The 23015-nt window shown below is 64.1% G+C and carries 24 protein-coding genes; 14 read left to right on the top strand and 10 right to left on the bottom strand.

Translation table 11 applies throughout. The annotated features are described in order from the left end of the window. Positions 1-10: 10 nt before the first annotated feature. The 8 genes from JQ587_RS22480 to JQ587_RS22445 are packed head-to-tail and all read left to right on the top strand — an operon-like array spanning position 11 to position 8629. Complete coding sequence (locus tag JQ587_RS22480) at positions 11-1606, top strand: xanthine dehydrogenase family protein molybdopterin-binding subunit (protein ID WP_212426742.1); 1596 nt, start codon at positions 11-13, stop codon at positions 1604-1606. Then, positions 1607-2629 (top strand): xanthine dehydrogenase family protein molybdopterin-binding subunit, encoded by a 1023-nt coding sequence (locus tag JQ587_RS22475; RefSeq protein WP_212426741.1) that lies wholly within the window; start codon positions 1607-1609, stop codon positions 2627-2629. An 11-nt stretch (positions 2630-2640) separates the two neighbouring features. Continuing rightward, a complete protein-coding gene (locus JQ587_RS22470) occupies positions 2641-3522 on the top strand; it encodes an AAA family ATPase (RefSeq protein ID WP_212426740.1) in 882 nt (293 codons plus the stop codon). Continuing rightward, positions 3519-4640 carry a vWA domain-containing protein gene (locus JQ587_RS22465; RefSeq protein ID WP_212426739.1) on the top strand — a complete coding sequence of 374 codons (1122 nt, stop codon included), beginning with the start codon at positions 3519-3521 and terminating at the stop codon, positions 4638-4640. The genes JQ587_RS22470 and JQ587_RS22465 overlap by 4 nt, the downstream gene beginning before the upstream one ends. Further along, on the top strand, positions 4637-5521 hold the full coding sequence (locus tag JQ587_RS22460) for an amidohydrolase family protein (RefSeq protein ID WP_212426738.1): 885 nt from the start codon (positions 4637-4639) through the stop codon (positions 5519-5521). Before JQ587_RS22465 ends, JQ587_RS22460 begins: the two co-directional genes overlap by 4 nt. 30 nt (positions 5522-5551) lie before the next feature. Continuing rightward, positions 5552-6400 carry an MBL fold metallo-hydrolase gene (locus tag JQ587_RS22455; RefSeq protein ID WP_212300604.1) on the top strand — a complete coding sequence of 283 codons (849 nt, stop codon included), beginning with the start codon at positions 5552-5554 and terminating at the stop codon, positions 6398-6400. Between the two features lie 24 nt (positions 6401-6424). Next, the gene (locus tag JQ587_RS22450; protein ID WP_212426737.1) at positions 6425-7999 is read left to right on the top strand and encodes an isochorismatase family protein; all 1575 of its coding nucleotides are present in this window, start codon (positions 6425-6427) and stop codon (positions 7997-7999) included. Positions 8000-8002: 3 nt separating this feature from the next. After that, the gene (locus tag JQ587_RS22445; protein WP_212426736.1) at positions 8003-8629 is read left to right on the top strand and encodes an FMN-dependent NADH-azoreductase; all 627 of its coding nucleotides are present in this window, start codon (positions 8003-8005) and stop codon (positions 8627-8629) included. Positions 8630-8659: 30 nt separating this feature from the next. On the opposite strand, the gene JQ587_RS22440 is transcribed toward JQ587_RS22445, so the two are convergent. The 3 genes from JQ587_RS22440 to JQ587_RS22430 form a co-directional block, all read right to left on the bottom strand. After that, positions 8660-9646, bottom strand: coding sequence for a peptidyl-alpha-hydroxyglycine alpha-amidating lyase family protein (locus JQ587_RS22440; protein ID WP_212426735.1), 987 nt, complete (start codon positions 9644-9646; stop codon positions 8660-8662). A gap of 38 nt (positions 9647-9684) precedes the next feature. Further along, positions 9685-10356 (bottom strand): 4-carboxy-4-hydroxy-2-oxoadipate aldolase/oxaloacetate decarboxylase, encoded by a 672-nt coding sequence (locus JQ587_RS22435; RefSeq protein ID WP_212300600.1) that lies wholly within the window; start codon positions 10354-10356, stop codon positions 9685-9687. Between the two features lie 109 nt (positions 10357-10465). Continuing rightward, positions 10466-11452 carry a LysR substrate-binding domain-containing protein gene (locus JQ587_RS22430; RefSeq protein WP_212426734.1) on the bottom strand — a complete coding sequence of 329 codons (987 nt, stop codon included), beginning with the start codon at positions 11450-11452 and terminating at the stop codon, positions 10466-10468. A gap of 188 nt (positions 11453-11640) precedes the next feature. On the opposite strand from JQ587_RS22430, the gene JQ587_RS22425 reads away from it, so the two are divergent. The 6 genes from JQ587_RS22425 to JQ587_RS22400 are packed head-to-tail and all read left to right on the top strand — an operon-like array spanning position 11641 to position 16312. After that, complete coding sequence (locus JQ587_RS22425) at positions 11641-12396, top strand: SDR family oxidoreductase (protein ID WP_212426733.1); 756 nt, start codon at positions 11641-11643, stop codon at positions 12394-12396. 47 nt (positions 12397-12443) lie between these two features. Beyond that, positions 12444-12899, top strand: a complete 456-nt coding sequence (locus JQ587_RS37070) for an acetyl-CoA carboxylase biotin carboxyl carrier protein (RefSeq protein WP_212426732.1) — start codon at positions 12444-12446, stop codon at positions 12897-12899. Further along, entirely contained in the window at positions 12899-14254 is a 1356-nt protein-coding gene (accC, locus tag JQ587_RS22415) for an acetyl-CoA carboxylase biotin carboxylase subunit (protein WP_212426731.1), read from the top strand. The genes JQ587_RS37070 and accC overlap by 1 nt, the downstream gene beginning before the upstream one ends. After that, on the top strand, positions 14251-14913 hold the full coding sequence (gene pxpB / locus JQ587_RS22410) for a 5-oxoprolinase subunit PxpB (RefSeq protein WP_212300595.1): 663 nt from the start codon (positions 14251-14253) through the stop codon (positions 14911-14913). The genes accC and pxpB (JQ587_RS22410) overlap by 4 nt, the downstream gene beginning before the upstream one ends. Beyond that, positions 14910-15887, top strand: coding sequence for a 5-oxoprolinase subunit C family protein (locus tag JQ587_RS22405; RefSeq protein ID WP_212426730.1), 978 nt, complete (start codon positions 14910-14912; stop codon positions 15885-15887). Before pxpB (JQ587_RS22410) ends, JQ587_RS22405 begins: the two co-directional genes overlap by 4 nt. Beyond that, on the top strand, positions 15878-16312 hold the full coding sequence (locus JQ587_RS22400) for an acetyl-CoA carboxylase biotin carboxyl carrier protein (protein ID WP_212426729.1): 435 nt from the start codon (positions 15878-15880) through the stop codon (positions 16310-16312). Before JQ587_RS22405 ends, JQ587_RS22400 begins: the two co-directional genes overlap by 10 nt. On the opposite strand, the gene JQ587_RS22395 is transcribed toward JQ587_RS22400, so the two are convergent. The 7 genes from JQ587_RS22395 to JQ587_RS22365 all read right to left on the bottom strand — a co-directional run bounded on the left by JQ587_RS22395 (position 16305) and on the right by JQ587_RS22365 (position 22846). Next, positions 16305-17072 carry a LamB/YcsF family protein gene (locus JQ587_RS22395; RefSeq protein WP_212426728.1) on the bottom strand — a complete coding sequence of 256 codons (768 nt, stop codon included), beginning with the start codon at positions 17070-17072 and terminating at the stop codon, positions 16305-16307. The two genes, JQ587_RS22400 and JQ587_RS22395, sit on opposite strands and share 8 nt — an antisense overlap. A gap of 35 nt (positions 17073-17107) precedes the next feature. Continuing rightward, positions 17108-18085 carry a 5-oxoprolinase subunit C family protein gene (locus JQ587_RS22390; protein ID WP_212426727.1) on the bottom strand — a complete coding sequence of 326 codons (978 nt, stop codon included), beginning with the start codon at positions 18083-18085 and terminating at the stop codon, positions 17108-17110. After that, entirely contained in the window at positions 18082-18777 is a 696-nt protein-coding gene (pxpB, locus tag JQ587_RS22385; protein WP_212426726.1) for a 5-oxoprolinase subunit PxpB, read from the bottom strand. Before pxpB (JQ587_RS22385) ends, JQ587_RS22390 begins: the two co-directional genes overlap by 4 nt. Before the next feature lie 136 nt (positions 18778-18913). Continuing rightward, a complete protein-coding gene (locus JQ587_RS22380; RefSeq protein ID WP_212300589.1) occupies positions 18914-20008 on the bottom strand; it encodes an ABC transporter ATP-binding protein in 1095 nt (364 codons plus the stop codon). Between the two features lie 10 nt (positions 20009-20018). Further along, positions 20019-21083 carry an extracellular solute-binding protein gene (locus JQ587_RS22375; RefSeq protein WP_212426725.1) on the bottom strand — a complete coding sequence of 355 codons (1065 nt, stop codon included), beginning with the start codon at positions 21081-21083 and terminating at the stop codon, positions 20019-20021. Positions 21084-21110: 27 nt separating this feature from the next. Next, the gene (locus tag JQ587_RS22370; RefSeq protein ID WP_212300587.1) at positions 21111-21914 is read right to left on the bottom strand and encodes an ABC transporter permease; all 804 of its coding nucleotides are present in this window, start codon (positions 21912-21914) and stop codon (positions 21111-21113) included. After that, entirely contained in the window at positions 21914-22846 is a 933-nt protein-coding gene (locus JQ587_RS22365) for an ABC transporter permease (RefSeq protein WP_249148781.1), read from the bottom strand. The genes JQ587_RS22370 and JQ587_RS22365 overlap by 1 nt, the downstream gene beginning before the upstream one ends. Between the last annotated feature and the right edge of the window lie 169 nt (positions 22847-23015).

Below are 23015 nucleotides of genomic sequence, written 5' to 3'. Positions count from 1 at the left end.
GAACGCGACCATGCTGGAACTGCGCAAGGACATCTTCGCCGACGAGCGCGACGACAATTTGAAGGAGATCGGCAAGGGCACCCAGCGCCAGGACATGCTCGGTCATGTCACGGGCACATCGAGCTACTTTAACGACCACAAGCTGCAGGGCATGCTGCATCTGAAGGTGGTGCGCTCGACGCAGGCCCATGCACGGATTCGCCGCATCGACACCACCGAGGCCGAGCGCTCGGCCGGCGTGCGCCGGATCATCCGCGGGACGGATGTACCGGTGAATCTCAACACGCTCCTCAGCCTGATCAATTTCGGCAAAGACGACGAACCGTCGCTGGCTGTCGACAAAGTCCGCTATAAGGGCGAGCCGATCGTCGCGATCGTTGCCGACAGCGAGCGCGAGGCGTTTGAAGCGATCGCAAGGGTCAAGGTCGACTATGAGCCGCTACCGGCGGTATTCGACGTCGAGGAGGCGTTGAGCCCCGGCGCGCCCGTGGTCAACGAGACCTATCCCAAAAACACTTTCACGTATCACGAGGTCTACGACCACCAGAAGCTGCGCTTCGGCGACGCCGACGCGGCGCTCGCGACCGCCGACCATGTGCTCGAACAGCGCTACCAGATGTCGCCGATCGAGCACGCGCCGACCGAGACCAACGGTGCGATTGCAGCCCCCGACACCAACGGCCGCTATGTCGTCTACACCTCGACGCAGGCGCTGTTCTTCTCGGTCGACACCTGCGCCAAGATCCTGGATGTGCCATCCAACACCTTCCATTTCATCGGGGGCACCGTCGGCGGCGGTTTTGGTGGCAAGGTAGATACGCTGACCGAGCCGCTCGCCATCCTCGGCGCGATGCTGACGGGGCGCCCGGTGCGCTACGTCTTCGGCCGCGAGGAGGAGATGCAATTCGGCCCACCGCGCGGCGCTGAACGCATCTACATCAAAGACGGCGTGATGCGCGACGGCCGCATCGTCGCGCGCAAGATCCGCGCCTATTTCGACAGCGGCGCCTATACGCGGCTGTCCAGCTACGCGGCGGTGAAATGCGCTGCGCATCTGCCGGGGCCCTACACCATCCCCAACGTCTATGGCGACGTCTATTGCGTCTTCACCAACCGTACGCCGGCCACCGCCATGCGCGGCTTCGGCGTCACCGCGATGGATTTTGCCATCGAGTGCCAGATGGACAAGCTGGCGCACCTCGTGAACATGGATCCGATGGAGTTCCGGATTCTCAACGCCTATCGCGACGGCGATATGAAGGCGCACCGGCGCGAAGCCAAGAACACGGCGCTGATCGAATGCGTTCAGGTCGCAGCTGAAAAAGCCAAGTGGCCGCTCCGCGAGGAGTACAAGCGCGCCTCCTCACGCAAGGACGGCGGCGGCAGCCGCGCCGTGATCCCGCCGACGCCGACAGATCCTTCGCGCGCAAGGCCCGCGGCTGCCGGCCAGCAGCGCACCAGCTACGACCGTCTTCCGCCCACTGTCACGCGCGAACCGCCGCGCGAGCCGCCACCACCTGCTCCCCCGCCGCCCTCGCCGCGGCCGGCCGCGCCCTCGCATGGCGCCACCCGTTTCTCCTCCGTCTTCGGCACCAGGAGGCGCTAGATGACCCGGCATCGCGGACGCGGTATCGCGTCGATCAACTACCCCATCGGCATGAATCTCGGCGGCGACCCCAGCCAGGCGCTGGTGCATTCGAACCCGAGCGGCAAGTTCACCGTGGCGCTGTCGTCCATCGACCTCGGCCAGGGCATGAAGTCGGTGACTCGGCAGATCTGCGCGGAGACGCTCGGCGTGCCGGTCGAGGACGTCTATGTCGACACTGCGGATTCCGATACCGGCCCCCACTGCATGGGCTCGTTCGCATCGCGCGGCACGCATCGCGTCGGCAATGCCGTGATGGCGGCGGCGCGAGAAGCCCGCGGCGTCATGATGGAAGCGGCCGCCGAAGAGCTGGAGGTCAACGCCGCCGATCTCGACACCGACGGGCGCGGCAACATCCACGTCAAGGGCGCCCCGCACCGCTCGATCTCGACCAAGGACGTCGCCATCGCCGCGCAGTTCAAGCAGGGCAAGACCATCTCTGGCCGCGGCATCTTTTTGGTGCCTCTATCCGAGGTCAATCCAGAGACCGGCGAGATGTCGCCTGCAACCTGCTACGCCCATGCCTGCCTCGTCGCCGAAGTCGATGTTGACGACGAGACCGGCGAGGTCGCGATGGTGCGAATGGATTCCGCCTATGAGCTAGGCCGCGCGCTCAATCCGCGCCTGGTCGAGCAGCAGCTCGTCGGCGGAGCCTGGATGGGCGTCAGCCACGCGCTCTACGAGACGCCGGAGCCGTACTATCCCGAGCCCGTGCACTGCCCGCGCGACTTCGTCGAATATCTCATGCCCGGCCCCGGTGATGTCTGTCCGCACGATATCGCCGTGCTGGAGCGCCCTGCCCCTGATGGCCCGTTCGGAGCAAAAGGCCCTGGCGAGATGTGCGCAAATCCGGTGCTGCCCGCCGTAGCTAACGCGATCTTCAATGCGGTTGGCGTGCGTATCGACGATCTGCCGATCACCCCGGAAAAGGTCCTGCGCGCAATAAAGGCGCAGGGTGGCGCGCGACCGCAGGCGCGGCGCTAGGGGTCTGGTCCATGGCTGTCCGCAGCAACATCGTCGGCATCGATAGTCCTGAGGCGCTGGAGAAGGCGCTGCGCGCGGCCTATTACCTCGCCGACGAGGGCCTTGCGACGGCCGCCTATCTCGGCCTTGCGCTCGGCAAGCCGCTGTTGCTGGAGGGCGCGCCGGGCGTCGGCAAGACCGAGGCCGCGAAAGCAATCGCCGCCGTGCTCGGCCGGCGCCTGATCCGGCTGCAATGCTACGAGGGCATCGATGCTTCCGCTGCACTCTATGAATGGAACTATCCACGCCAGATGCTCGCGATCCGTCAGGCTGGCGACGAGACCATCGACATCTATGGCGAGACGTTTCTGATCCAGCGTCCCATGCTGGCGGCGCTGCGCGCGCCTGATTCCACCGTCCTGTTGATTGACGAAATCGACCGCGCCGACCAGGAGTTCGAGGCGTTTCTGCTCGAATTCCTATCAGACTTCCAGATCTCGATCCCCGAGCGCGGCACAGTGCGCGCCGCGGAGCGCCCCGTCGTCGTGCTGACCTCGAACCGCACGCGTGACCTGCACGAGGCCTTGCGTCGCCGCTGCGTCTATCACTGGATCGACTATCCCAGCGAAGAGCGCGAGGCGCGGATCGTGATGCTGCGGGCCTCCAGCGTTGCGGAAGCGACTGCACGTGCCGTCGTCGCCGCCGTCGGCAAGCTCCGGCGCGAACCCCTCAGCAAAGCGCCCGGCATCGCCGAAGCCGTCGACTGGGCGGAGGCCGCAACTCTTCTCAACAAGGGCGGCGCGCGCTGGCCTGATGCCTTTAAACGCTCGATCGGCGTGGCACTGAAGGACGAGGAGGATCTGCACTTCATCTCACCTCGGCTGGACGCCATGCTCGCGGAGGCGACCGCATGAGCAAAGAGCCCCAGCTTCCGCGCGCCGCGCGCGTCTTCGTCTCCTTCGTCGCACTGCTGCGCGCCAATGGCTTTGCTGTCGCTCCGGAGCAGACCACCGCATTCCTCACTGCGATCGAGCTGCTCGGCCCGCGCGACCTCAGGGATATCAGGCAGGCGGCCCTCGCCACCCTCGCCCCGCCGCCCGAGCGCCGGGGCACTTTCGACCGCCTGTTCGATCTTCATTTCCGCGGCAACGAGGCTATCGAGCACACCGACGACGGTGAGGACGACGAGACCGTCCGGCTCCAGGAGGAGGGCCGCGGTGACGAGGAGCCGCTGCTCTCCGACGAGGCCAATGAGTCCGGCTTGACCGCGACTCGTAACGAGGCGCTGGTCGAGCGACGCTTCGCTCAGCTCTCCACCACCGAGGCACTGCGCCGGCTGAGACGCGAGGCGCCCCGGCGCCTGCCGCGGCGACGTGGTCATCGCCTTATGCGTGCCCGTCGCGGCTCCTTCGCTGATCTTCGCCGCACGCTGCGCGACAGCGTCCGTAGCGACGGCGAGATCCTTCGGCTCGGTCACATGAAGCGGCGTCAGCGCCCGCGAAAGTTCCTGCTGCTGATCGACGTCTCCGGCTCCATGAAGAGCCGCACCGACGACAACATGAGGCTCGCGCACGCGCTGGTGCAAGCCGCGCCCAATGTCGAGGTCTTCACCTTCGGCACCCGGCTGACCCGCGTCACCCGCGCGCTGCGGCTGAAGCGCCGCGAGCAGGCGCTGAGAGCGGCAGCTCATCTCGTCAGCGACTGGGACGGCGGCACCCGAATCGGCGATGCGCTGCAGGCTTTCCTCGCTGTCCCCCGCTTCGGCGGCTATGCGCGCGGGGCGGCTGTTGTCGTCGTCTCCGACGGGCTGGAACGGGGCGAGCCCGATACGCTACGCGATGCCGTGGCCAAATTGTCGCGGCGGGCCTGGCGTGTGAGCTGGCTGACGCCGCTGGCTACAGGCCCGGGTTTCCGTCCGCAGACCGAAGCGCTCGTCGCGATCGAGCGCTTCGTCGACGATCTCGTCGATGGCGGATCGAGCGCATCGGTCGTCACGCACCTGCTGGCATTGGGACGAAGGAGAGTTGCGTGAGCGAGATTGTCGACGGCCATCATCATATCTGGCGGCAGGCCGACCTGCCCTGGCTGGTCGGCCCGATGCAGCCCCGCATCTTCGGCCTCTACGAGGCCATCCGGCGCGACTATCCGATTCAAGAATATCTCGACGACCTCAAAGGCACCGGCGTCACCCGCTCGGTTTACGTCCAGACCAATTGGGCCAACGATCGTTTCGAGGACGAGACCGCCTGGGTGCAGCAGACAGCCGACCAGCACGGCTGGCCGCATGCCATCGTCGCCTATGTCAATTTCGCCGTGGACGACGCGCGCCCGCAGCTCGACCGCCTGAAGCGCTATTCCCTCGTCCGCGGCGTCCGCATGCAACTGCACTGGCATGAGAACCCGCTCTATCGTCTCGCCGCAAAACCCGATCTCTGCCTCGCCCCCATGGTCAACCGCAACATTGCGCACCTCGCCGATTACGGCTGGAGCTTTGATCTTCAGGTCTTCACGCCGCAGATGTCGGACGCCGCACAGCTTGCGGAGAACTGCCCCAAGGTCACCTTCATCCTTCAGCACGCCGGCATGCTGGAAGACCTTTCGCCGGCAGGACGTGCGGCCTGGCGAGCAGGCATGGCCCGACTTGCAGTCTGCCCGAACGTTGTCTCAAAGCTCTCGGGCCTCGGCACATTTATCCATCGCAACGACCCCGCGCATATCGCGGCGGTCGTCATGGACACCGTCGCGATCTTCGGCGCCGAGCGTTGCCTGTTCGGCTCGAACTTTCCAATCGAGAAATTATGGACCAGCTACCGCGAGCTCGTCGATGCATTTCGCGCGGCGGCCGCGCCGCTGAGTACTGGGCAACGAGATGCGATCTTCAGAGGCACCGCAACGCGTGTCTATCGGCTTTGACGGATAGAAAAGGAACAGGGAGGGCAACGCATGGCGCTGGAGATCAAGATCCTGGACTACGGCGATATCGAGCTGGAATCGAGCTTTCTGGTGCTCGGCCGCGATTGCGGCCGCACCCGCCGCGTCCTCACGCTGGGCTTTTTGATCCTCGGCGGCAAATATCCTGTCGTGGTCGATACCGGCTACCGCTCCAACCAGATCATGGAAACGCTGGGCATGCGCGGCTTGCAATACCACGAGAACATGATCGAGAACCAGCTCGCGCGCCATGGCGTGCGCATGGGCGATGTCCGCTTCGTCTGCCACACCCATCTGCACATCGACCACGCCGGCAAGGATGATCTGTTCCCGATGAACACGACTGTCGTCCTCAACCGCAAGGAGCTCGAATATTCCGTCTCCGGCCTGATGCATCCGCAATACCCGGCGCCCGACATCAAGCATTTGATCGATCGCCTGCACACCAAGAGCGCGCTGCGCTTCCTTGACCTCGAGATTACCGGCCCAATCGAGCTGATGCCCGGCGTCTACTGCGACGCCGCCGGCGCCCACACCGAAGGTTCCATGAACATCATCGTCGAAACTGCGGACGGCATCGCCACCATCTGCGGCGACGTCATCTACGATTTCAACGACCAGATCGTCACCCCCTTCAACGAGATCCACGACTGGGAGCCGCGCACCACCGGCAACCACGGCACCAGCAAGCGCGCCGAGAAGGCCGCGATCAAGAAGCTGCTCAGCAACTCGCGCTACCTGCTGCCGGTGCACGATCGCCCCGCCAAGATCGAAGGCGGCAACGTCGTGGGCCGGCTGCACGACCAGGTCCCCGGCCCTATCGTGCAGTCTTTGCCCGCGCGGAACTGGTTCCCAGCCTGACGTGCCCCTAAAGGATGTCGACCGATGACACATGTCACCTTGCGTTCCGAATTCGAGACCCTGATCGACCCTTACGCGCCCGTCGCGCAAGTCGGCACCGGTTTTGACTTTACGGAAGGACCGATCTGGCATCCGCTCGACAACTACCTTCTGTTTTCGGACATGCCTGGGGACGTTCGTCGGCGCTGGGATGCGCGGCGTGGCGTCGCCGAGGTTAAGCGTCCGTCGAACAAATGCAACGGCATGACCTATGACGCCGAGCTCAACCTGATCGTTTGCGAGCACGCGACCTCGTCGCTGATCCGCGAGCGACCGGATGGACGGCGGGAGGTGCTGGCCTCGCACTTTGGCGAACAGGAGCTCAATAGCCCCAACGATGTTTGCGTGCACTCGTCAGGCGCGATCTATTTCTCGGATCCCTGGTATGGCCGCATGCCGGTCTACGGCGTCGAACGACCACGCCAGCTCGGCTTCCAGGGCGTCTATCGCGTGATGCCCGGCAGCGAGCCCAAGCTGGTGGTCGACAGAACCCTGTTCGACCAGCCGAACGGACTCTGCTTTTCGCCTGACGAAACGCTGCTCTATGTCAACGATACCGTGCAGGCGCTAGTCCGTGCGTTCGACGTCAATGCTGACGGCACGCTGTCGAACGCGCGGGTGTTCGCAAGCGGCATCCGCTCCGAGCTGGAGCCGGGCCTGCCCGACGGCATGAAGTGCGACCAGCATGGCAATGTCTGGGTCACAGCACCCGGCGGCGTCTGGGTCTATTCACCGCACGGGGACCTGCTCGGAAAGGTTCGTGTGCCCGAACTCGTGGCCAACCTCGCCTGGGGCGGAGCGGATTTTCGCACCTTGTACCTGACCTCGACGCATTCGGTCTATGCGATCCCGACCAAGACCGGACCCCGCCACGAGCCCTATATGACCGGCCGGCGCAGCGGCGGAGCCGCGAGCACGGGCCCTGCGGCAAAAGCACCGATCCTCGCCGGTGGCGAGATGCGGCTCGATCCGAGCCGCTGCGCCATGATTATCCAGGATCTTCAGAATGACGTCATCATGGACGGCGGCGCGTTCGCTGAGTCCGGTGCGCCCGCTCACGCGAAACAGCAGCATGTCGTCGAGAATGTCCGGCGCCTCGCCGAGGCCGCCCGCGCCAGAGGCATTGCCATCATCCACGTCTGGTTCGTGGTCGAGCCCGGCGCACCCGGCGTGACGCTGAACGCGCCGCTGTTCGAAGGCCTGGTCGACAGCAAAGCCATGGTGCGCGGCAGTTGGGGTGCGGCACCAGTGTCGGGCCTCGAACCACGGCCCGGCGATTTCGTCGTCGAGAAAATGCGGATGAGCGCCTGGGAAGGCACCCGGCTAGAGACCATCCTCAAGGCCACCGGCCGCGATATGATCATCAACACCGGCGCCTGGACCAACATGTCGGTCGAGCACACCGCGCGCACCGGCGCCGACAAGGGCTATTTCATGATCGTGCCCGAAGACTGCTGCTCGACCATGAATGCCGACTGGCACGCGGCCTCGATAAATTTCGCGATGCAGAACGTCGCGGTCGTCACGCGCGCGGATGCCGTCATCAGCGCGCTGGGATGAGCGGTGGCGAAGCTAATGCACCTCTCCTGCTCGCCGCGCCCCGACTCCGAGTCGAGCGCGGGCGCGCGCGTGTTTCTTGACGGCTTTCGCCAGGCCCGTCCCGAATGGGACATCGACGTCGTCGATCTCTGGCGCGAGCGGATGCCGGAATTTGCCGGCCCCATCGTCGAGGCCAAATATGCGCGCATGAAAGCGCAAGCCTTCAACGACGCACAGCGTGACAGCTTTGCCGAAGCCGAGCGGATGGCGCTGCGCTTCTCGCTCGCAGATCGCGTGCTGATCTCGACCCCGATGTGGAACTTCGGTATCCCCTACAAGCTGAAGCAGTGGTTCGACATCATCATCCAGCCCGGCCTGACGTTCCGCTTCGATCCGGCGCAGGGCTATCTTCCGCTGCTGAAAGACCGGCCGACCATCGTCGTCCTCGCCTCCGGCAGCGACTTCGCCACCGGCATGAACCGCGGCCGCATCGACATGGCGACGCCCTATTTGCGGGAGGCGCTCCGCTTCATCGGCGTCAACGACGTTCGCTTCGTACCGATCGGCCCAACGGCGGGCCCGGCTGAACCGATCCGCGCCGCGCGCGAGAGCGCGCACCGCCGCCTCGCCGAGATGGCGAAACGTTTCTGAGCCGTGTTCTTCTGTTTGCCGGGCCTGTCTCTAGCGCGGAACTTCCGCCACGCGCTCCAGCTTCTGCAAGCATCTGCTGGTGCGGACTACGGCCGGCATGTCGTCGTCGGGGAAATTCGTCTTCCAGTCGGTCACACCGACCTCGCCGACATACATGTCGCCCCTGGAATCCAGAGCAATGCCATGCGGTGCGAGAAACTTGCCGCTCGCAAGCCCGGGACCATCCTCGCCGCCGAGCCGCGCAATGCGCTTGCCTTTGGCATCCACAATCGATAGCCGCGGGCCGAGATTGGGCACCTTGCGGTTGACGGGCATGGCGGGGCCGAGCTCGCCAATCACGAAGATCGGGTTCTTGGCCCCGCCGCAACGGCACAGCGCGCACGGCCGGTGCAAATTATTCCACTGAGTCTCGTATTTGCCATTGCCGTCGAACACCTGCACGCGGTGGTTCTCGCGGTCGGCGACGTAGACCCAACCGTCGGCATCGGTGACGATGTTGTGCACGATGTTGAACTGACCGGGGTCGGTGCCCGGCGCACCCCAGCTCCTGATCAGCCGGCCGTCCGGCGTGAACTTGTGAATGCGGGCATTGCCGTAGCCGTCGGAGACATAGATTTCTCCCTTCGGCGACAAGGCGGTGTGGGTACAGCGATGGAAAGGATCGCCGCTCATGAACGCCGCGGGCTTCTCGGGGACGCCGATCGTCAGCAGCACTTTGCCGTCGGTCGTGCATTTACGGACGGTGTGGTCGCCGTCGTCGGTGCAGTACAGATTATCGTCGGCATCGATATGCAGGCCGTGAGCGCGGGAGAACAGCCCCTCGCCCCAGCTGCGCAGGAAATTTCCGTCACGGTCGAACACCACCATCGGATGGGCGCCGCGATTGAAAACGTAGATGCGGTCCTTGCTGTCGACTGCGACCGAAGCGACATCGGTAAGCTGCCAGCCATCAGGCAGCTTCGCCCAATTGTCGACGACGCGGTAGCGATGCTCGCCGGAGCCGAGAATGGCCGCCACTGGTTATCCTGCTATTGCGCGCGTGCGGCACGTACCGCTCAGGCGAAGGTGCAGCCCTTGGATTCCAACACTTTGCCAATGCCGGACAGATCGAGGATATTCTCACCGGCTTTGAGCGCCTTCATGACGCCAGCCTCCTTCTCCTCGCGTGCGGCTGACTTGACGCAGACGTCGGCAATGTTCTCCTTGGGCACGATCACGACACCGTCGTCGTCGGCGCTGACGATATCGCCGGGACGAACAGCGATTCCGCCAATGACGATTGGCTGATTGATGGTGCCGAGCGTCTCCTTGACGGTGCCCTTCATGCACAGGCCGTAAGAGAAGACGTTGAAGCCGGTGTCGCGCACCGCCAGTCCGTCACGCACGCCGGCATCCGTGACCAAGCCAACGATGCCCCTGGCAACGCAGGCCGTCGCCAGCACCTCGCCGAAGCCACCCTGTTCAGGATGATCGCCTGCGCTCACCACGAGCACATCGCCCGGCTTCGCCAGCGAAATCGCTGTGATCAGCATCATGTTGTCGCCCGGATGGCAGCTCACCGTGAATGCCGGCCCGCAGGCGCGCATCCCGGAATAGATCGGCTTGATGCGGGAGGTCAGCGCACCTGATCGTCCCTGCGCCTCATGCAGCGTGGAAGGAGGAAACTGCTTGATACGTTCGACGAGGTCTGCGGCAGGTCGGTCGAATGTTCTGATAACGTGAACCATGGTCCCTCCCAAGGATCCGCAGCAGGGGCAAAATTGCGCTACACCTCCAAATAATCCACCGTCTCATCTTCGAGAATTTCAGATTTTAGGATTGCCGCATCGCATTTCGTTATGGCTCGCCGTCCAAAACGTCCCGTTCCGCCGGCGAGACCGCTGCTGCAACGGGATTCGGACCCGTCGCGCAATCGAACGGTCCCCAGTCCTTTGCGATGATTTCCAGCAATATCTTGTAGACCGCGAATGCGGCGTCGGACAAAGCAATGTTGTCCGAGATGCACAACGACATCTGTTGCGACGCCGACGGCGCGTTGATCCGCCGAACGCAGAGCTCGTCGAGATTGGGCAGCTCTTTTGCAATCGACATGGGCAACACCGCGGCCCCCATTCCGGCCGCAATCGCCGAAGACAGCGTCGACTGCGAATGGATCTCGGCGACGATGCGCGGGCGAAGTCCCACCTCGGCGCAGACCCGCTCGACCGCCTGTCGCAGGAAAGATTCCCGATAGGGCAGCAACAGGTCGAATTGCGCGACTTCCTCGGCCGACGCCTCCTCGGGAGGAAGCTCCGCCCCATACATATTGCGGGGCGCCACAAGATAAAAGGGTTCGCGCATCAGCGGCTTGTAATCGAGGCCGGTCACCGGACGATCGCCGTACAGGACAGCCATGTCCATGCTGCCCTTCAGCATCATTTCGCTGAGCATGATTCCGGAACTGTCGTAGATGTGCAGCACGATGCCGGGATAGCGCTCACGGACCTGCAACAGCAGAGGGGTCGCGAGCAACGCCGCCGAGCTGAGCGGCGCAAGACCGATCGTGACGTTACCGGTCAACTCCGGCTTGTTGTCCAGGATGCTCCGCCTCGCCTCCTCGATCTGGCGCTGGATCGACTTGGCATAGCGATAGAGGATTTGTCCCGCCTCGGTGGGCTTGACACCGCGGGCGCTGCGATGGAGCAGCTTGCTCTTGAAATCCGCCTCCAGGCTCGCAATGTGCTGGCTCAGCGCCGGCTGCGCGACATTCAGCACCTTCGCCGCGCTCGTCATGCTGCCGAGATCGACGACCTTGATGAAGGCCTCCAAACGTTTCGTATCCAATACAGCGTCTCCGGATATCCAGCGAGGGAGCCATGCAGCAGCAATAGGCTGAAGCTATGGGATCAGAAGGAATTGTTCTTACCATCTGGAACCCCGGGGGCCTATAGGTAGTGCTCCACTCGTCCGCCGCTTACCTTGCAGCCGACGCCGCTCGCGCGGGGCAGGACGGTAGCAGAGGAGCCCTTTGGATGGGATTTTCGGATTATCGGACGGCCCTGGTGACGGGCGCGTCGTCGGGGATCGGGGCTGCGACGGTTCGCCGCCTGAGCGCGGAAGGGCTCCAGGTTCACGCCGTCGCACGTGACGCCGCCCGCCTGAGCGCTCTGGCCGCGGAGACCGGTTGCCGTCCCTGCGCCGTTGACATCAGTGACCTCGATGCACTTGCGGCCTTGGCGAAATCAGCCGAGTTCGACATCCTGATCAACAATGCCGGCCAGTCCCGGCGCGGCAATATCCTGGACACCACGCCAGAGGATGTCGACGCACTCATCGATGTCAATCTGCGTGCGGTCCTGCATCTGACGCGCCTCGTCGTGCCCGGCATGGCGCGTCGCGACCGCGGTCATGTCGTCAACATCTCCTCGATCGCGGGCCATTACGCGTTCGGCGGTGGAAACACCGTCTATCACGCCACGAAAGCCGGCATTCACTCCCTGTCGCAACAATTGCGCGTCGACCTCTACGGAACCAGGGTCCGCGTCACCGAGATATCGCCGGCGCGGGTCGAGACCGAGGTTTTCGGACGGCTGCTCGGCGATCTGGCCGAAGCCAAGCGCCGCTTCTTCGACGACTATGATGCACTCCAACCCGAGGACATCGCCAATTCAATCGCATTCGCGGTCGGATCGCCAGCGCGCATGAACGTCGCCTTCATGGAAGTCCTGCCGACGCAGCAGGTCGTCGGCGGCCTCAATTTCGCGCAGAAGAGCCGCCCCGCCGAGTGATCCATGAACGCCCCGAACGTGATAGGCCGTCAACGCAGAGCCTGACCGTGGACTTTCCAAAAATCGAACAACTTGTGGATCTGGTCGCCCGCTCCTCCATCTCGGAGCTGGATCTGACACAGGACGGAACCCGCATTCGCATCCGCAAGCGCCCGTCCACGGAAGCGGAGCCGGTCCCGGTACGCCCTGCAAGCGAAAGCGGCCCGCAAGTCCCTGCCCCCGATCACCCGGACAGCCCTCCCGACGCGATCGCCGACCTCATCGTGCCTGCGCCGATGCACGGCGTCTTCTACCGGTCTGCGGCGCCGGACGAGCCGCCGCTGGTCGAGGTCGGTGCGATGATCGAGGCCGGGCAGAAGATATGCATTATCGAGGCGATGAAGACCTTCATCGACATCGCCGCCGAGGGGCCCGGCGTCGTGCTTGCGGTCCTCGCCGAGAATGGTGAGGAGATCGCTGCGGGCCAAGCGTTGTTCCGGATTGGTCCTGTGGGTTCATCCTGATGTTCGACAAGGTCCTGATCGCCAATCGCGGCGAGATCGCGCTCCGTATCCAGCGCGCTTGTCGGGCCATGGGTCTCAAGACGGTCGTCATTCACTCGGAAGCGGACAGCGACGCGCGCTACGTCGCGCTCGCCGATCAGGCGCTCTGCATCGGACCGGCGCCGGCGAACAGCACCTATCTCAACGTCGCTGCGATCCTGCTCGCGGCGGAGGTCAGCGGCGCCCAGGCGATCCACCCGGGTTACGGGTTTCTCTCGGAGAACGCGGAGTTCGCCGAGCGGGTTACACGCGCCGGTCTCGCCTTCATCGGCCCTCCCGCGGACTGTATCCGGACCATGGGAGACAAGGTTACCGCCAAGCGCGCGATGCGGCTGGCGGGCGTGCCTTGCGTACCCGGGCCGGACAGCGCGCTGCCGGACGATCCGGCCGAGGTCCGCGCGATCGCACGGGACATCGGGTATCCCGTCATCATCAAGGCCGCCGGCGGCGGCGGCGGACGCGGCATGCGGATCGTGCGCAACGAAGGCGCACTGGACGATGCACTTGCGCTGACGCGCGCGGAAGCCAGCAAGGCTTTCGGGAACGCTGCGGTCTATATCGAGAAATTCCTCGAAAAGCCCCGCCATATCGAGATTCAGGTGCTGTGCGATCAGCACGACAACCATCTCTGGCTCGGCGACCGCGACTGCTCGCTCCAGCGCAGGAACCAAAAAGTGGTCGAGGAAGCTCCCGCGCCCGGCATCGACCGCGCGCTGATCGAGCGGGTGGGCGCAAGCTGCGTTGAAGCCTGCCGGCGGATCGGCTATCGCGGCGCCGGCACTTTCGAATTCCTCTACGAGGACGGACAGTTCTTCTTCATCGAGATGAACACGCGCGTCCAGGTCGAGCATCCGGTCACTGAGATGACGACGGGGATCGACATCGTCAAGGAACAGATTCGCATCGCGCGCGGCGAGCCACTCGGAATCACGCAAAATGGTATCGTGCGTGTCGGCCATGCCGTCGAGTTCCGCATCAATGCCGAAGACCCCGGCACCTTTGCTCCCTCTCCCGGCACGGTGACGCGCTGGGACGTGCCGGGCGGCATCGGCATCCGCGTCGATTCCCATATCACGGCAGGCGCCACCGTTCCGCGCCACTATGACTCACTGGTCGGCAAGCTGATCGCTCACGGCGGCACCCGCGACGAGGCACTGGCCCGCGCGCGCGTCGCCCTGTCCGAACTGCGCGCCGAGGGCATCCGGACCAATGTGCCGTTGCATCAGGCGATCCTCGTCGATCCGACCTTCTGCCGTGGCGGCTACGACATCCACCATCTCGAGCACTGGATGAACGCGAAGGTGGCCGCGCAATGACGGCCCCCGACCGGCCTCGGATCAGCCTGCTCGGTACATCGGCTCTCCTGTTCGAGGCCCCCGGAACATTCGACCTGCCGCACCAACGAAGGATCTGGGCACTTGCCGCAACGGCGTCGAAATGGCCTGACATCCGCGAGGCCATTCCCGGCATCACCAACCTGATGCTGACCTTCGAAACGCCTCCTCGCGAGCTCGACGCCCTGATCACCGCACTCAACGAGAGCTGGGACGCGGCAGAGAGCCTTGCGATCGGTGGTCGCGAGATCAGGCTGCCTGTCACCTATGGCGGCGAAGTCGGATCCTCGCTCCAGTCCGTCGCTGATCACTGCAGCCTGTCCATCGACGATGTGGTGGCGATCCATGCCGCGCCGCTCTACACGGTGTTCGCGTTGGGCAGCCATCCCGGCTATTGCTATCTCGGCGGCATGGATCCGCGCATCACCATGCCGCGGCGACAGACGCCGCTGCAACGTTCGGCGGGCGGCTCAGTATCGATCGGCGGATCGCAGACCGGCGTCTCCGCCTCGCCCGGCCCCAGCGGCTGGCACGCCATCGGGCATACAAGCTGGACGTTCTTCGACCCGTCCTGGCCGACGCCGGCCGCGCTCGCGCCGGGCGATACGATCCGCTTCGAAATCAAGCGGGTGATCCGTTGATCGAGATCCTTTCAGTCACAGGTCCCGCTAGTGTCCAGGATCTCGGGCGCTTCGACCAATATCGCTTCGGGGTCGGCACCTCTGGCGCGATGGATGATATCGCGCTGCGCGCCGGTAACATCCTGCTGGGCAATGACGAGAACGACGCCGCCGTCGAAATCCCGATGATCCCGTTCAAGCTCCGCTTCGGCCGGGACATGGCATTTGCGCTCACCGGCGCCAGCGTTGAGGCCGAGATCGCAGGACGGGCCATCCCGCCCTGGTGGCGCTCGCACGCGCGCGCAGGAGACGTTCTGACCATCAAGGCGATATCCCGGGGCGCGCGAAGCTATCTGGCCGTCGGCGGCGGCATCGATGTGCCTGTCGTGCTGGGCTCGCGCAGCACCCAGCTTCGCGGCGAATTCGGCGGCTTGCACGGACGGCCGCTCCAGCCCGGCGACATCCTGCCCTGCGCCGCATCCACAGCTGCTGTCGGCGAGCTCGGGGTCGAGCCAGCCGACATCTCGCTGGCGCGGCCGAACGCTGCCGCGGACGAGACCATCGTCAGGGTCGTTGTCGCCGGCGAATATGACGCGTTCGACGCCGCCACGCAGGCGTTGTTCTGGTCCAGCCATTGGAAGATCACGCCCCAAAGCAACCGCTACGGCTACCGTCTGCAAGGTCCGGCTGTGAAGCCCAAGGCGCCAGTCGAGAAGCGCTCGCACGGTATCGTCCCCGGCGTCATCCAGATTCCGCCCAACGGACAGCCCATCATCCAGATGCGCGACGCACAGACATCGGGTGGCTATCCGAAGATCGCCACCGTGATCCGGGCCGACCTGTGGCGCGTCGGGCAAGCGCGGCTCGGCAGCAAGCTGCGGTTCGAGCAAACCACCTACCCCGACGCGCTTGCAGCCGAGGCCGAGATGTCGGCTTATCTCGACCGGCTGAGGACCAATGTGCGTCTTGTCGAGGAGACCCGTACATGCCGATAGAGATCACCGACATCGCGCGTCTGGCGCGGGTCCTCGCAAAGTCCGGTGTCGACACGATCGAGATTGAGGAGCCGGGACTGACACTGAAGCTCGTCGTCGACACAGGTGCCAGGATCGCGGCGTCTGCAAAGCCTGCCGGCACGGCCACCCCCGCCGCAGATCATTCCGTCGTAGCGAAGGCCGACGTGGCGGGACATTTCCTTGCGGCCCATCCGTGGCAGGACAAGCCGTTCGTTGCGCCCGGACAACGCGTCGAGGCGGGAGCGATCGTTGGCCTTGTCAGGATCGGGCTCTTGTACGCACCGGTCGTTGCGCCAGCCGCCGGCACCATCGATGCCGTGATCGCGGAGACCGGCACCATGGTCGGCTACGGCACTCCGATTGTGCGTATCCGACCACATGCGGCGAATCGTCCGCTCAATTGAGCAACACGGTTGCGGGCGTGACTTCGCCGCCGCCCTCTTCGATCACGCGGCGCACGGTGCCGGCGAGATTGACCGATCCGGGCGTGTCGCTGTGGATCAGGATCGAGCGGGCCTCGACCTTGATCGACTTGCCTTCGATGGTCTTCACCGTTCCGCTGTCAAGGAACCGCTTGACCCGCTCGGCGACGGCTTCGGTCGAGGTGATGACCGAGTTGGGAAGCTTGCGCGACACCAGATGAGCGTTCTCGTCATAGGCCCGGTCGGCCAGGAACAGCGTCAGGACACGCAAACCGACCTTGCGCGCCGCGCGCACGATCTCGGCGTCGGGCTGTGAAAACACGATAAAGTCGCGATTGATGGTCGCAATCGCGCGGGCGACGACGTCGGCCATGTCGGGGTCCGCATTGACCATGTTGCCCATCGCGGCGTGGAAACTGACATGGGTCACGCGGTGGCCGGCATTGGCCGCGATCGCCTGCAAGGCGCCGATCTGATAGACCATGTGCTTCTCGAGCTCGGCGGCATCCATCTGGATCACGCGGCGGCCAAATCCGAGCAGATCGGGCAAGCCCGGATGGGCACCGACCTCGACTCCCTTCTGCTTTGCCAGTCGGACCATGCGGTCCATGATGATGGGATCGCCGGCGTGGAAGCCGCACGCCACATTGGCGGACGAGACGATGCCCATCAGCGCCTCGTCGTCGCAGATCCGGTAGTTGCCGAAGCCTTCGCCCATATCCGAATTGATGCCGATTTTCATGTTCGCACCCTGCTCTTGCTTTTGCCGACGTCCACTCAAAGCGCTCGATATAGGTTCGCGGTCGCACGCAACTTCGCGAGATAGTCGTTGACGGGAACCATGGCCGCGACCGCATCCTGGTAACTCACCTCGCTGAAGGCGATGATCGATCCTGGCGCCGCCTGGCCGAGGCGCCAGAGATCGGCCTGGATCACGGCCGCCATCTTCGGATAGCCGCCTGCCGTGTTGGCGTCGCTCATCTGGATGATCGGCTCGCCGGCGGGTGGCACCTGCACAACTCCGGCCACCACACCATGCGAACGCATCTCGACCGGCGCATCCAGGATCAACTGATTGCCGCTGAGGCGGTATCCGCCGCGATCGCTCCGGGCACTGATCTTCCATTTGGTCGACCAGAACCGCGCCTGCATGGTCTGCGAAAACAGGTCATACTCGCCGGCGCGCATGACGCGTATCCGCAGCACACCGTCTTCAACCGGTGGGGCGCCGGCGATGGCGACATCTGGCGGCGCGACGCCGAAATCGAAGCGGCGGTCGCTATTGCCTTTCGTGCTTCCGATCAGCGCGACATCGCCCGCCTGCAAGGTACGTCCCTCGATTCCTCCGAAGCCGGCGCGCAGATGCGTGCTGCGCGAGCCTAGCACGCAAGGCACGTCGATGCCGCCACCGAACGTCGCGTAAACGCGGGCTCCACGGCGAGGCAGTCCGACCACGAGAATGTCGCCGGCGCGGGCCCGCGTGCACCACCAGGGACGAACCGTTGATCCGCCCAGCGTCGAGACGTGATCAGCCCCCGTGAGGGCGAAGGCGGCATCGGCCTGGAAACGCAGGCGGAACGGAAACGTCTGGATCTCGATGCCGGCGGCATTCTCGTCGTTGCCGAGCAGCGCATTTCCGGCAGCGAGCGCCACGGGATCCATGGCGCCGGACGTGCTCACGCCGAACCGACGCGCTCCATGGCGACCGAGATCCTGGATCGTGTTGAAGGCGGCGCTGGTCAGAATCTCGATCACAGCTCGATCCGATCGATCCTGAATTTGACCCGGTCTCCTGGAAGCATGAGCGACGGCTGTTCGCGTTGCGGATCGAACATGGCGACCGAGGCCCAGCCGATCGCGTTCCATCCATTCGGGCTCGTCAGCGCCGCGACACCGGTCTGCATTCCGCCGATCGTAACCGAGCCTGCCTGCATGTTGAGCGAGGGCACGGATTTGCGAGGCATATGGATGCGCGGGTCGAGGCCGTGGAGATATCCGAATCCCGGCGAGCTCGCGATGGCGCAGACGGTGTATTCGCCCTCGCTGTGAATCCTGATGACATCACGTGCGGGTAATCCGGTGTGCTTCGCGACTGCCGCCAGGTCCAAGCCGAGCTCGCCGCCATAGACCACGGGAATTTCGATGACCTTGCCATCGGCCTTCCGGCCGGGCAAGCGATGCCACAGTTCGACGATCGAAGCGCCGAGCATGTCGATATCCGCCGGCGGCTGCTCGAACACAAGCATCACATTGGTGACACCAATGACGGCTTCCTGGACGATGGGCCAGGATGACACCACGTCTGCGAGCGCCCAGATACGTCCCTGCTGAATGAGGTCAAATTCGCCCGGCGCCTCGATCAACATCGCAAGCGTGCCAATCAGGCTGATCTTCGGGCTTTTCTCGATCGCACCTACAAGGGGAGCGCTTGGCTGAATAATCGACAAAAGGGCCTCGCTGGTCCAACGCCGGTGGCGCCTCCGCCTCGCGTTCTAGCCAAGCAATCCAACCCGATCCAAGACGATGTTCGTCTGCGGGTATAAGGCATGTCGATTGCCCGCCCCACGTCGCTCGTCCTAAACGTCAGTGTCGGGCAATGATGTGATTGCTGGGCGCTTCCCACCGCGCGACAACCTCCTCGCCTACGGCGTATCGAAGTCCCGCTTGTTGCGATTGATTCTGCTCGAACACGATGATCTGTCCGCCGCTTGGCGTCTTGAGATAGTAGTGACTGACGAAGCCGCGATAGACCGCCTGGTCCACCCGCGCCGTCACGCTGTTTGCGCGTTGCGCGGCCGGGGTCTGACCAGCCCTCTCGACCACGATCGCCTCGGGTCTGATCGAGACCATCACGTCGCTCGTCGTCGGCGGCAGCTGATCGACCTGGAGGCTCAATTCGGGCGACACACGAATGACGGCGCCATTGCCGTTGCGCTGCTCGATGGGACCCTCGAACAGATTTGACGCGCCGATGAACTGCGCGACGAATTTCGAGGTCGGGCGCTGGTAGATCTCGGTCGCCGAGCCGACCTGTTCGAGCTTGCCGTCGCGCATCACCACGATCTTGTCGGCCATCGTCAGGGCTTCGTCCTGGTCGTGGGTCACCATGACGGTGGTCAGGCCGAGCCTGCGCTGAAGGGCGCGCAGCTCGACCTGCATGCTCTCGCGAAGCCCCTTGTCGAGCGCTCCGAGCGGCTCGTCGAGCAGCAACATCGCCGGCTCGATCACCAGAGCGCGTCCCAATGCGACGCGCTGTTGCTGACCGCCGGAAAGTTGTGCCGGATAACGCTTTCCGAACTTCGACAGCTGGACGAGGTTGAGAGCTTCGCTCACCTTCCGTGCGGCATCGGCCTTGGATATCCCGCGCATCTCCAGGCCGAACGCGATGTTCTCCTCCACGGTCAGATGGGGGAACAGCGCATAGTTCTGGAACAGCATCCCGACGTTGCGGCGATGCACCGGAACGTCCGTCATTCTCTTGTCGTTGACGAAGACGTCACCGGATGTCGGCCGGATCAGCCCCGCGATCATGCGAAGGCAAGTGGTCTTTCCGCAGCCGCTCGGACCGAGCAGCGCCACCATGTGGCCCGGCTCGATCGCGAGCGAGACCTCGTCGACCGCGACCATGCGGCCATATTCCTTGCTGAGGCGGTCAAGCCTGACTTCGGAAGACTTCATGGCGCCCCGCTCAGCTCGTGAAGACCTGATTATAACGCTCCAGCCACGGTCCGCGGCGCGGTACGATGAAGTTCCAGTCCGGTGTGAACAGCCCGAGATCGGTCGCCTTTGTGTCTGGATAGGCGAGGAACTTGGCGGTCTCCGGCTTGAAGTCGATGCCCCCTACCGAGGGTGCGCTGAGGGTCTGCTCGGAGAGCATCTTGGCCACCGACGGGTCCAGAATGCGATTGATCAGCGCGCAGGCAAGCTCAGGTTCGGGCGCATTCTTGACCAGGGTCATGCTGTTGATGCCGGTGAACGCGCCTTCCTTGGGGAAGGTCATGTCGAGCGGCAGGCCCTTGGCCGTGTGGGGATAGATCGCCTTCGAATATTCGATACCGCCGATCATCGCCTGGCCCTGCGCCACCTGCAGCACCTGGGCCTCGCTGTCGTAGATCGTCAGGACGTTCGGCTTGAGCGATGCGAGCTTGTCCCAGCCGCTGTCGACCAGATATTGCGCCTCCTTCAGCGGCTTACCAGTCGTCAGCGCTGTCGCGACGATAAGCATCAGCACGCTCTGAGTGTTCTTGGGCGTGTTCAGCAGGATCTGCTTGCGATATTTCGCATCGAAGATCTGCTCGTAGCTCTCGAGCGGCTTCGTCACCTGCGGATTGATGAACATGGCCGCGCTGGAGATCGAGAAGCCGACGCCGTATCCGTCCTCGAAGAGATAGCGCTTATAGACCTTCTCCAGGTTGGGAATCTTGGCCGCATCGAGCTTGTCGATCAGCCCCTCCTGCTTGGCCTGGGGAATGCCGACATCGTCCATCATCATCATGCTGAAGCGCGGCGTGTCGCGGGTCGCGCGGAGAGCGGCGATGTTGGAGAGCGTGGCGCCTTCGATCGTGAAGACGCGGCACTTGAACTCGGCCTCGAACTTCGGAATGACCTCCTTCTGGATCAGCTTGCCCAGCGCCGAATTGTAGACGCCGACATGCAGCTGCTTGGCGTCCTGCGCCCACGACCGGCTGATGATGGTCGGGAAGGCAATTGCGGATGCGCCGGCTTTAATGAGAGTCCTACGTGACAGCTTCATGGTCCAATCTCCATCTACCAATGCAAATCAGGCGGCCAGCGCGCGGCGAAGGCCGACCAGTTTCTCGAGCAGCAGCACACCGACCATCGCCATCAGGATGATGATCGTCGACATCGCGGGCACGGACGGGTCAAAGACGTTGACCAATTGCCGCATCAAAATGAGCGGCACGGGCGAGTATTCGGAGTTCGCCAGCCACATCGTGACCGGATAATTGTCGAAGGACACCATGAAGGCGAACAGCCCACCGGCCGCGACGCCGGAGGCGATCTGCGGCAGCGTCACGCGCCAGAAAGTTCGCAGACGGTTGGCGCCGAGCGTGCGTGCGGCGTCCTCCAGATTCTCGTCCACCAGCTGAAGGCTGGTAACGACCGTGCGGATCACATAGGGCGACGTCACGACCACGTGCCCGATCAGCAGGTTGAGCCGCGCATCCTGCGAGCCAAGCTTGGTCAGGACCTGGAGCAGCGCCAGGCCCGTGACCAGCGCCGGGAAAATCAGCGGCGACAGCAGGAACCCCTTGATCGCCGCAAGGCCGAAGAACCTGCCCCGCACCAGCGCAAAAGCCGCCGGCACGCCCAGCAGGAGCGATCCCGCCGTCGTGCCGAGCGCAAGTAGGATGCTCAGCCTCATCGCCTCGAGGAAGTCGCGGTCCTGGAGAACCTTGGCATACCATTTCAGCGTGAAGCCTTGCGGAGGAAAGGTCACGAAATAGGAATCGGAGACCGACGCCGCCATGACGAGAAGCAGCGGCGCCAGGATGAACAGCATCATGCCGGCGGTGATGGTGTAGAGGATGAAAGCGCCGAAGCCGGAGAACCGCTCGTCCATCACTCGGGCCTCCTGAGACGCCGGCCTTCCAGAAGCCACATCGAGAAGCCGTTCACCGCCAGAACCAGCCCGACCAGAACGACGGCGATGGCCGCGCCGAACGGCCAGTCGTACACGACGAAAATCTGCTGCTCGATCAAATTGCCGAGCATGACTGCCGAGGCGCCACCGAGGATCGCAGGAATGACGAACGAGCCGGCGGTGAGCGAGAACACCAGCGTGAAGCCGGCCACGAAGCCCGGCATGCTCAGCGGCAGCGTCACCCGGAGGAACACCTTCCACCAGGGCGCGCCGAGCATGCGGGCCGCATCTTCGAGATTGGGATCGATCTTGCCGAGCGCGGAGGCCAGCGGCAGCACCATCATCGGGAAGAACACGTGCAGCGATCCGATGACGACGGCCACTTCGGTGTAGAGCACCGAGATCGGTGCATCGACAATATGCAGTGTCATCAGGATCCAGTTCAGCATGCCCTTCGGGCCGTTCTGGAGCACGAGCTGCCAGCCGTATCCGCGAACGACGACGCTGACGATCAGGGGCGCAATGACGATCAAGGTGATGATGCGCGTGACCATCGGGCGGCTCCTGACCATGACCAGCGCGACCGGATAGGCGAGCACCGTCGCCAGCGCGGAGGTGATGATGCTGATCCGGAGCGTCGTCCAGAGCACGCGCGCATAGAGCTCGACGTTGATCAGACGCGCGTAGTGCGCAAGCGTGAACGGGCGGCCGATGATGCCCCGGCTGTCCTGCGTCTGGATGCTCGAGAACAGCAGTATGAAGGCTGGGTAGAAGAAGAAATAGGTCAGGAATGCAAGCATCGGGACGGCCAGGAGCCCGACGGGCAGCGCCATGCGCCAGCGCGCTCGCCGTTGGGCGACCGCAGGCGCCTCAACAGTCAAGACTGTCACCGCATCGTCGCTGGTGGTCATCGCTGGCCGTCCTCGACTGCGCAATACCAAGGCAATCCCCTCTTTGCACAAAGCTTATGCGTCGCCATCCTACAGGACCAAGAACATCTTCGTTTAGGGGCATCAGGAACGATTATGACAATCGGTTCGGCATATTGCTCCGATCTTGGTCGACAAATGCCGCTGGACG

Source organism: Bradyrhizobium manausense, assembly GCF_018130615.1.
GTDB lineage: Bacteria > Pseudomonadota > Alphaproteobacteria > Rhizobiales > Xanthobacteraceae > Bradyrhizobium > Bradyrhizobium manausense_A.
Note: the sequence above shows the minus strand (reverse complement) of the source record. Positions and strands in the feature narration are given on the sequence as shown.